The sequence below is a fragment of the Enterobacter cloacae complex sp. P2B genome, from assembly GCF_014895985.1.
In the GTDB taxonomy this organism is placed as follows: domain Bacteria; phylum Pseudomonadota; class Gammaproteobacteria; order Enterobacterales; family Enterobacteriaceae; genus Enterobacter; species Enterobacter bugandensis.
In genome coordinates this window covers 89,764-98,834 of sequence record NZ_JADBQQ010000021.1, presented here as the reverse complement: position 1 = coordinate 98,834, position 9,071 = coordinate 89,764, and the positions used below count along the sequence as shown (strand labels likewise).

The following is a 9,071-nucleotide window of genomic DNA, read 5'->3' as shown; positions in this document are numbered from 1 at the left end:
TCCCCGGACTGTACACCCACGGGGAGAGGGGGAATACACGCCGCTTTACCTATGATGCCGCGATAAACAGATCCCGCAGCTGATGCAGCTGGTCGCGGATCTGCGCCGCCTCTTCGAACTCCAGGTTCTGGGCGTGCTGCATCATCTGCCCTTCCAGCTCGTGGATTTTCTGCTGCAGCGCCTTCGGTGTCAGTACGACGGTATCTTCTTCCACCACTGAACGTGCCTTGCCGCGGCCTTTCGCTTTGGTCTTCGCAATGTTCTGACCCAGCGCCAGAATATCCACCACCTTCTTGTTCAGCCCCTGCGGTGTAATGCCGTGCTCTTCGTTGTAGCGCTGCTGCTTCTCGCGTCGGCGTTCCGTTTCGCCAATCGCTTTCGCCATCGACGGGGTGATTTTGTCGCCGTACAGAATCGCTTTCCCGTTGACGTTACGCGCGGCGCGGCCAATGGTCTGGATCAGGGAGCGTTCAGAGCGCAGGAAGCCCTCTTTATCGGCGTCCAGAATCGCCACCAGCGAAACTTCCGGCATATCCAGACCTTCTCGCAACAGGTTGATCCCCACCAGCACGTCAAACTCGCCCAGACGCAGATCGCGGATAATCTCCATGCGCTCCACGGTGTCGATATCCGAGTGCAGATAGCGCACCTTCTCACCGTGTTCTTCAAGATACTCGGTCAGGTCTTCCGCCATGCGCTTGGTGAGCGTCGTCACCAGCACGCGCTCGTTGATGGCGGAACGGGCGCGGATCTCAGAGAGCAGATCGTCCACCTGGGTCGCCACCGGGCGCACTTCGATAATCGGGTCCAGCAGCCCTGTCGGACGGACCACCTGGTCGATCACCTCATCGCCGGATTTCTCCAGCTCGTAGTTGCCCGGCGTGGCCGACACGTAGATGGTCTGCGGCGCCAGCGCCTCAAACTCTTCAAACTTCATCGGACGGTTATCCAGCGCTGACGGCAGGCGGAAGCCGTACTCCACCAGCGTCTCTTTACGCGCGCGGTCGCCGCGGTACATCCCGCCGATCTGCGGGATCGTGACGTGGGATTCGTCGATCACCAGCAGACCGTCGGCCGGAAGGTAGTCAAACAGCGTCGGCGGTGGCTCGCCCGGCCCGCGCCCGGAGAGGAAGCGCGAGTAGTTTTCGATACCCGAGCAGTAGCCCAGCTCGTTCATCATCTCCAGATCGAACTGGGTGCGCTGGCTCAGGCGCTGCTCTTCCAGCAGCTTATTGTTAGCCAGAAGCACCTTACGGCGCTCTGCAAGCTCCTCTTTGATCTCTTCCATCGCCTGCACGATACGCTCGCGTGGCGTCACGTAGTGCGTTTTAGGGTAGATGGTAAAACGCTGTATCACCGACTCAACGTGGCCGGTCAGCGGGTCGAACAGTGACAAACGCTCGACCTCTTCGTCAAACAGCTCGACGCGCAGCGCCATATCGTCCGATTCCGCCGGGAAGATGTCGATCACCTCACCACGTACGCGGAACGTCCCGCGCTGGAAGGCCTGGTCATTACGGGTGTACTGCAGTTCGGCCAGACGGCGCAAAATTGCGCGCTGATCGATGATCATCCCCTGCGTCAGGTGCAGCATCATCTTCAGATAGAGATCCGGATCGCCCAGGCCGTAAATCGCCGAAACAGACGCGACCACAACCACATCGCGACGCTCAAGCAGCGCCTTGGTCGCCGACAGTCGCATCTGTTCGATGTGTTCGTTCACCGAAGCATCTTTCTCGATGAAGGTATCAGAGCTCGGCACATAGGCTTCCGGCTGGTAGTAATCGTAGTAGGAGACAAAATACTCCACCGCGTTTTCCGGGAAGAACTCTTTCATCTCGCCGTAAAGCTGTGCCGCGAGGGTTTTATTGGGTGCAAGCACCATCGTGGGGCGCTGCAGGTCAGCGATCACGTTGGCGACAGTAAACGTTTTGCCCGAGCCGGTTACCCCCAGCAACGTCTGGTGCGCCAGCCCGTCTTCCAGCCCCTCTTTAAGACGACGGATCGCCTCAGGCTGATCGCCAGAGGGGCGGAAAGCAGAATTCAGTTTGAACGGTTTACTCATGGGCGACGACCTGATGACGTTATAAGCGGCAGGTGAGTAATTTTACTCGTTGTTGCCAGGAATGCCAGTAAAAAACACTGGATGAAAAACCAGTAGCGTGTCAGGATATTTAGCGTAGCGGCGGAGTCATTAGCGCGTTAGCGGACAAAATTTAGGCTCTGACGAGATAAAAAACCAGCCAGGTTGGGTTATCCCCAGAACTTTTTCTTTTTTAACATTTGTCAAGCCAGGTAATGATAGTTTTATGGCAACGAGTGACACTTTCATTACGGTAATTGCTTTTATCTAAGCAATTAAATTTTAAACGATATTTTCTAAAGCCGCGTTTCGCGTCAATTTGGGCGAAAGCCGCGTCTTCTCTCGCTTATCGCGTGTTTTCTAACTCTAATGCACATGGTTATCCACAGGAATAGTGGATAACTGCTTCCAGCCCGTGTAGACCGCCGCTCAGCAAATTCCCGGATTTTCCCACGAGGCGGCAACAAAAAATTTTTATAGCTCTTTTTTGACGATAAACAGTTGAGTCATTCATAACCAACAGATGCGATCCTGCTCACATTTCAGCCATTTTTCGTCCTGCACCACAACTCATCATTCCCGGCACCGTCGATGTGCAAGCCACGCGTTTTTACCCTGCTCTCTTGTGGCTTATTCCTAAAAAAGTCGTTTTTTTAATCGATTTCAGGTTTCTGGCAAGCGTTTTGCAGCTTCACGTCAGGCCTATCCCTACGCATTTTTAAGGAGAGAAAGATGTTGAGTCTGCGTGCAGTGAATCAGTTTTACGGAAGCCAACATACGCTATGGAACGTGGATTTGGATTTTCCGCAAGGGATGTGTACAGGCGTCATAGGCCTGCCGGGGATGGGCAAAACCACCCTGATGAACTGCATTACCGGAAACATCCCCGTCGAAAGCGGCACGATTATCTGGCATGAAGCGGGCGCACCGCCGCGTGATTTGCTCAGCCCGGCACCGGAACAACGTTCAGAGCCGGGAATAGGCTATGTGCCGCAGGACAGGCGTATTTTCTCTCAACTGACGATTGAGGAGAATCTGCATATTGCCATGCGGGCGATGGGGAAACCCGACCCGGCGGCGAAAAGCGACGTATACGATCTGTTCCCGGAACTCTACGCGCGACGTCAGACGCGGGGCAATGCCCTTTCGCCAGAGGATCAGTATCAGCTCGCTCTGGCGAATGCACTGGTCAACCGCCCGCGGATGCTGATTCTGGATGAGCCTATGCATGGGGCAGGACACGGATTTGCCCAGAAGCTGGCGCAGCTGCTGGTGCGCTTAAACCGGGAGTTAGGCATGACGGTGCTGCTGGCGGAGCAGCAACTGTCGTTTATCCGCCGGGTGGCGGATCGGTTTTGCATGCTTTATCGCGGGCGTAACGTGGCTCAGGGCCACGTTAGCGAGCTGAACGATGAGCTTATCGCCCACTGGATGTCGCGGGAAGCAAGACGCTGAGGTCGAGATAACGCCCGGTTTCGGCCTGCTCAGCATCGCCAGCAATCCAGGGGATTTCCCCGAGGAAAGGTGCCGGGAGCACGCGCTTGAGGGTCGCCAGATATTCCTGATGCCGCCTGCCCGGCGCAACCACGTCGTTGGCTATCCAGCCTGCCAGCGTCAGCCCTGCCTGCTGAACGGCCTGCGCCGTCAGCATGGCGTGATTGATGCAGCCCAGCTTCACGCCGACGACCAGAATGACCGGAAGCCGCTCGGCCTGCACCCAGTCAGCAAAGGTCTGCGTGTCCGAAAGTGGCGTAAACCAGCCTCCCGCGCCTTCCACCAGCACCCAGTCGGCCTGGCTTTCCAGCGTCCGTAACCCGGCAGACAGCACGGCGAAATCAATCGGACGGCCTTCGTCAGCGCTGATAATGTGCGGCGAGGTCGGCTCGGCAAAGGTGTACGGATTCACCGCGGAGTAGGCGAGTTCACGCGTGCTGTTACGCTGGAGCGCCAGCGCGTCGGTGTTGCGTAACCCTTCCGCCGTCATCTCGCTGCCGGAAGCCACGGGCTTATATCCGGCGGTGTTTTTTCCGAGCAGTCGTGCCGCCTGCAGCAGCGCAGCGCTGGCAACCGTTTTGCCCACTTCCGTATCCGTGCCGGTAACAAAATAACGTTCAGTCACGTTCGATAATCCCATGAAAAAGTTGATAAGAGAGCGGGAAAAGGCCCCGCTGCTGCGGCCAGGCCAGCTCCAGGCGTTGCAGCTGCCCCCGGGTCAGCGGTTTTTTCTCCCGCCCGGCGTGCAGGTGCGTGGCGCCGATACCCTTCAGAGAGCGCATGGCGCTGAACGCGTCGCTAAAATTAAGCGTGATGGTTTGCACCGTGCTGCGACAGCGCCAGCCTGCCAGCGCCTGCGTCACCTGCTCATACGATAAAAAGCGGTTCGCGTGCGGCTGCTCATCCACCGCTTTCCACGCCTGATTCAGCTCCGGCAGCGAACTTTCCAGCAAGGTGGTAAAGGCCACCTTTCCGCCCGGTCGTGCGACGCGATAAAGCTCGCGTAACGCCTGCGGCAGGCTGCTGCACCACTGCACCGCCAGATGGCTCCAGACCAGATCGAACTGCGCGTCCGCCAGCGGGATCGCCTCGATATCCGCCACGACATAGTGGTGCGCCGCCTGCTGCTGGCGCGCCTCGTCCAGCATGGCGGGCGACAGGTCGATGGCCGTCACCTCGCTCCCCGCCTCGCGCCAGTAGCGGCTGTTGCTGCCGGGACCACAGCCGGCGTCCAGCACCTGCGGGAAGCGGTTCTCGCCAAGCGCGGCCAGAAGCCCCTGCGCGCTCTGGCGCTGGAGTTCATCGTGCTGCGAATAGCTCCGCGCGGCCCGGCCAAACGCCGCCGCAACGGCCTGCTTATTCACCGGCATCATGAAGCGCCTCCAGCAGCGTCTGGATATCCTGCGCCTCATGCGCCGCCGTCAGGGTTAAGCGCAGACGCGCGGTGCCCGGCGGAACTGTTGGCGGACGAATGGCCGTAACCCACATCCCCCGCTCGCGCAGCGCCTGGGCCAGCGCCAGCGCGCGGCCGTTTTCGCCGACAATCACGGGCTGGATGGCGCTCTGCGAATCGGGACTCTGGAAGGGAAGCGCCGCCAGTCCCTGACGGAAGCAGGAGATGTGCTCTGCCAGCTGCTGACGGCGTTCATCCCCTTCTGCGCTGCGGATCACCGCCAGCGACGCCGACAGCGCCACGGCCTGCGCCGGGGGCATGCTGGTGCTGTAGATGAGGTGACGGGCAAACTGCAGCAGATAGTCAGCGACGGATTCGCTGCACAGCACGGCGGCGCCGCTGACGCCAAAGCCTTTGCCAAAGGTGACCACCAGCAGTTCCGGCTTCACGTTTTGTTGATGGGCGCTGCCGCGTCCTTCATCGCCCATCACGCCGGTGCCGTGAGCATCATCGACCAGCAGCCAGGCATTTTGCCGCTTTGCGGCCTCGTGAAGCGCGGCAAGCGGCGCACTGTCGCCGTCCATGCTGAACACCCCTTCCGTGACCGCCAGCTGTTGCCCGTCGCAGGGTTTGTCCAGCAGCGAGGCGAGCTGTGACGCATCGTTATGGGCAAAACGCCGCAGCTGCGCCGGACTTAAGTTTGCCGCTTCCAGCAGCGAGGCGTGGCTTAAACGGTCGGCGACAATGCGGTCCTCTTTCCCCATCATGGCCGTGATGACCGCCTGATTGGCGGCAAAGCCGGAGATAAACAGCAGCGCGCGCGGATAGCCCAGCCAGTCGGCCAGCTCTTCCTCCAGCGCCTGATGCGCCGTGGTGTATCCGCTGACGTGCCCCGAGCCACCGCTGCCCACGCCAAACCGCTCCGCGCCCTGCTGCCAGGCGCGGACGATGGCCGGATGCTGGCTCAGTCCGAGATAGTCATTGCTGGAGAAATTACAAAACTGCCGTCCCTCGCGGGTCAGAAAACGGCCCGCGCCGTTTTCCACCACCCTGCGAACGCGAAACGCCTCTGCCGCCCGGCGTTCTTCCAGCGCGGCATTAATCCGTACCTGCCAGGTCATACGGCTGCCGCGTTGTAGAACTGGTCGGTATCGGCGTTGAGAATCTGCTGCTCCAGCTGCTGCTGTTGCTCGTTATCGCCCGTCAGCACCCCGGTCTGGTGCGGGTTCAGCCCCAGCTTGCGGAACAGCTGGACGTCTTTGTCCTCTTCCGGGTTCGGCGTGGTCAGCAGCTTGCAGCCGTAGAAGATGGAGTTGGCGCCGGCCATAAAGCACATCGCCTGGGTCTGCTCGCTCATCTGCTCGCGGCCCGCAGAGAGGCGAACGTAAGACGTTGGCATCATGATGCGCGCCACCGCGATGGTGCGAATAAAATCAAACGCATCCACGTCCTCGTTATCCGCCAGCGGCGTGCCCTTGACCTTCACCAGCATGTTGATCGGCACGCTTTCCGGCGGGGTCGGCAGGTTCGCCAGCTGCAGCAGCAGGCCCGCACGGTCTTTCACCGTTTCACCTAAGCCCACGATGCCGCCGGAGCAGACCCTGATCCCCGCGTCACGCACTTTATCCAGCGTATCCAGACGCTCCTGGTAGGTGCGCGTGGTGATGATGTTGCCGTAAAATTCCGGCGAGGTGTCGAGGTTGTGGTTGTAGTAGTCCAGCCCCGCGGCAGAGAGACGCTGCGCCTGCTCCTCGTTCAGCGTTCCGAGGGTCATGCAGGCCTCAAGCCCCATCTCCTTCACGCCTTTCACCATCTGCTCCAGATACGGCATATCGCGATCGTGCGGGTTCTTCCACGCCGCGCCCATGCAGAAGCGGGTTGAGCCGGCGTTTTTCGCCTTGCGCGCGGAGTCGAGCACCTGCTCCACTTCCATCAGACGCTCGGATTCGAGACCGGTTTTGTAGCGCGCGCTCTGCGGGCAATATTTGCAGTCTTCAGGACAGGCGCCGGTCTTGATCGACAGCAGCGTGCTGACCTGAACATGGCGAGGATCGAAGTGCTGACGATGCACCTGTTGCGCTTCAAACATCAGCTCAAGGAAAGGTTTGTTGAATAATTCAGTAACTTGCGACATCGTCCAGCGTGCGTGGTGAGCCATTGGGCTTCTCCAAAGGGTTTTGTTAATTTTCGGTTCGGTTTATACTCGTAAACCTAAAACTTTTCAAAATGGTTTACAAGTCGATTATGACCCAGGACGATCTCGCCTTCGACAAGCAGCATATCTGGCACCCTTACACCTCTACTACCCGCCCCCTTCCCGTCTATCCGGTGGCCTCTGCCCACGGCTGCGAGCTGCATCTCGCCAGCGGCGAGCGGCTGGTTGACGGAATGTCCTCCTGGTGGGCGGCGATTCACGGGTATAACCACCCGCGCCTGAACGCGGCGATGAAGGCTCAGATTGACCAGATGTCGCACGTGATGTTTGGCGGAATCACCCATCAGCCCGCGGTGGATTTATGCCGTCGCCTGGTGGCGATGACGCCTGACTCGCTGGAGTGCGTTTTCCTGGCCGATTCCGGCTCGGTGGCGGTGGAAGTGGCGATGAAGATGGCGCTGCAGTACTGGCATGCGAAGGGCGAAACGCGCCAGCGGTTCCTCACCTTCCGCAACGGCTATCACGGGGATACCTTCGGGGCGATGTCGGTCTGCGATCCGGACAACTCCATGCACAGCCTGTGGAAGGGGTATCTGCCGGAAAACCTGTTTGCCCCTGCGCCGCAAAGCCGATTCGACGGCGAGTGGAACGAGACGGACATGGTGGGCTTCGCGCGGCTGATGGCGGCCCATCGCCATGAAATCGCCGCCGTTATTCTCGAACCGATCGTGCAGGGCGCGGGCGGAATGCGGATGTACCATCCGGAATGGCTGAGGCGCATTCGCAAGATGTGCGACCGCGAGGGCATTCTGCTGATTGCCGATGAAATTGCCACCGGCTTTGGCCGCACCGGCAAGCTGTTTGCCTGCGAACACGCGGGTATCGCCCCGGATATTCTGTGTCTGGGTAAAGCGCTGACCGGCGGCACCATGACGCTCTCCGCCACCCTCACCACTCGTCAGGTTGCCGACACTATCAGCGACGGCGAGGCGGGCTGCTTTATGCACGGCCCGACGTTTATGGGCAACCCGCTGGCCTGCGCCGTGGCAAGCGAAAGCCTCGCCATTCTGGAGAGCGGCGAGTGGCAGACGCAGGTTGCGGCGATTGAGGCACAGCTGAAAGGAGAGCTGAGCGCCGCCTCGGGGGCGAATTTTGTGGCGGACGTGCGCGTGCTGGGTGCCATCGGGGTGATTGAAACCACCCGCCCGGTGAACATGGCGGCGTTGCAGCGCTTTTTCGTTGAGCAGGGCGTCTGGGTGCGGCCTTTCGGCAAGCTTATCTACCTGATGCCGCCGTACAGCATCACGCCGGAGCAGCTGCGTAAATTAACCGACGCGGTCGTAACAGCCGTTAACATTCCCGCGCATTTCGCGATTTAATCCCATGCGTTACACTTCCTGAACGAGTGAATAACGAGGATAAACCGTATGAAAATCATCAGTAAAGATCTGCGCGACGGTGAAAAACTCCCGGAACGCCACGTTTTCAACGGCATGGGCTATCAGGGGGATAATATCTCCCCGCACCTGGCGTGGGACGACGTTCCTGCAGGAACCAAAAGCTTTGTCGTGACCTGCTACGACCCGGACGCGCCGACCGGCTCGGGCTGGTGGCACTGGGTTGTGGCGAACCTGCCCGCCGACACGCGCGTGCTGCCGCAGGGTTCCGGTTCAGACCTGGTTGCCCTGCCTGAAGGTGCCATTCAGACGCGCACTGACTTTGGTAAAGCGGGCTACGGCGGCGCGGCGCCACCAAAAGGGGAAACCCACCGCTATATCTTCACGGTGCACGCGCTGGATGTGGAGAAGATTGAGGTCGATGAAGGCGCGAGCGGCGCGATGGTCGGGTTTAACGTGCATTTCCATTCCCTGGGGAGCGCGTCGATTACGGCGATGTATTCCTGAAAAAAGCCGGGTAGCGGCTACGCCTTACCCGGCCTGGATCTC

The 9,071-nt window shown here is 59.7% G+C and carries 8 protein-coding genes; 3 read left to right on the top strand and 5 right to left on the bottom strand.

The window, feature by feature from the left end; genetic code table 11:
* Nucleotides 1-49: 49 nt before the first annotated feature.
* Nucleotides 50-2,065, bottom strand: coding sequence for an excinuclease ABC subunit UvrB (uvrB, locus tag IM313_RS18600; protein WP_028012419.1), 2,016 nt, complete (start codon nucleotides 2,063-2,065; stop codon nucleotides 50-52).
* A 750-nt stretch (nucleotides 2,066-2,815) separates the two neighbouring features.
* Between uvrB and IM313_RS18595 the strand changes: the two genes are divergently transcribed.
* A complete protein-coding gene (locus IM313_RS18595) occupies nucleotides 2,816-3,538 on the top strand; it encodes an ABC transporter ATP-binding protein (RefSeq protein WP_192971385.1) in 723 nt (240 codons plus the stop codon).
* Here IM313_RS18595 and bioD read toward each other — a convergent pair.
* Genes bioD through bioB form a run of 4 tightly spaced genes read right to left on the bottom strand, consistent with a single transcriptional unit; the run spans nucleotide 3,501 to nucleotide 7,128 of the window.
* Nucleotides 3,501-4,202, bottom strand: a complete 702-nt coding sequence (gene bioD / locus IM313_RS18590) for a dethiobiotin synthase (protein WP_048998777.1) — start codon at nucleotides 4,200-4,202, stop codon at nucleotides 3,501-3,503. The genes IM313_RS18595 and bioD overlap by 38 nt on opposite strands.
* On the bottom strand, nucleotides 4,195-4,950 hold the full coding sequence (bioC, locus tag IM313_RS18585) for a malonyl-ACP O-methyltransferase BioC (protein WP_045259949.1): 756 nt from the start codon (nucleotides 4,948-4,950) through the stop codon (nucleotides 4,195-4,197). Before bioC ends, bioD begins: the two co-directional genes overlap by 8 nt.
* Nucleotides 4,934-6,091 carry an 8-amino-7-oxononanoate synthase gene (gene bioF / locus IM313_RS18580; protein ID WP_048998779.1) on the bottom strand — a complete coding sequence of 386 codons (1,158 nt, stop codon included), beginning with the start codon at nucleotides 6,089-6,091 and terminating at the stop codon, nucleotides 4,934-4,936. Before bioF ends, bioC begins: the two co-directional genes overlap by 17 nt.
* A complete protein-coding gene (bioB, locus tag IM313_RS18575) occupies nucleotides 6,088-7,128 on the bottom strand; it encodes a biotin synthase BioB (RefSeq protein WP_192971386.1) in 1,041 nt (346 codons plus the stop codon). Before bioB ends, bioF begins: the two co-directional genes overlap by 4 nt.
* 68 nt (nucleotides 7,129-7,196) lie before the next feature.
* Here bioB and bioA point away from each other — a divergent pair, with 68 nt between their 5' ends.
* The gene (gene bioA / locus IM313_RS18570; RefSeq protein ID WP_048998782.1) at nucleotides 7,197-8,504 is read left to right on the top strand and encodes an adenosylmethionine--8-amino-7-oxononanoate transaminase; all 1,308 of its coding nucleotides are present in this window, start codon (nucleotides 7,197-7,199) and stop codon (nucleotides 8,502-8,504) included.
* 48 nt (nucleotides 8,505-8,552) lie between these two features.
* The gene (locus IM313_RS18565; protein WP_028012412.1) at nucleotides 8,553-9,029 is read left to right on the top strand and encodes a kinase inhibitor; all 477 of its coding nucleotides are present in this window, start codon (nucleotides 8,553-8,555) and stop codon (nucleotides 9,027-9,029) included.
* Nucleotides 9,030-9,071 lie beyond the last annotated feature (42 nt).

Excerpts from the sequence above, each read along its gene's own strand:
- uvrB (WP_028012419.1), bottom strand. The coding sequence starts at position 2,065 with ATGAGTAAACCGTTCAAACTGAATTCTGCTTTCCGCCCCTCTGGCGAT.
- IM313_RS18595 (WP_192971385.1), top strand. The coding sequence starts at position 2,816 with ATGTTGAGTCTGCGTGCAGTGAATCAGTTTTACGGAAGCCAACATACG.
- bioC (WP_045259949.1), bottom strand. The coding sequence starts at position 4,950 with ATGATGCCGGTGAATAAGCAGGCCGTTGCGGCGGCGTTTGGCCGGGCC.
- bioF (WP_048998779.1), bottom strand. The coding sequence starts at position 6,091 with ATGACCTGGCAGGTACGGATTAATGCCGCGCTGGAAGAACGCCGGGCG.
- bioB (WP_192971386.1), bottom strand. The coding sequence starts at position 7,128 with ATGGCTCACCACGCACGCTGGACGATGTCGCAAGTTACTGAATTATTC.
- bioA (WP_048998782.1), top strand. The coding sequence starts at position 7,197 with ATGGTTTACAAGTCGATTATGACCCAGGACGATCTCGCCTTCGACAAG.
- IM313_RS18565 (WP_028012412.1), top strand. The coding sequence starts at position 8,553 with ATGAAAATCATCAGTAAAGATCTGCGCGACGGTGAAAAACTCCCGGAA.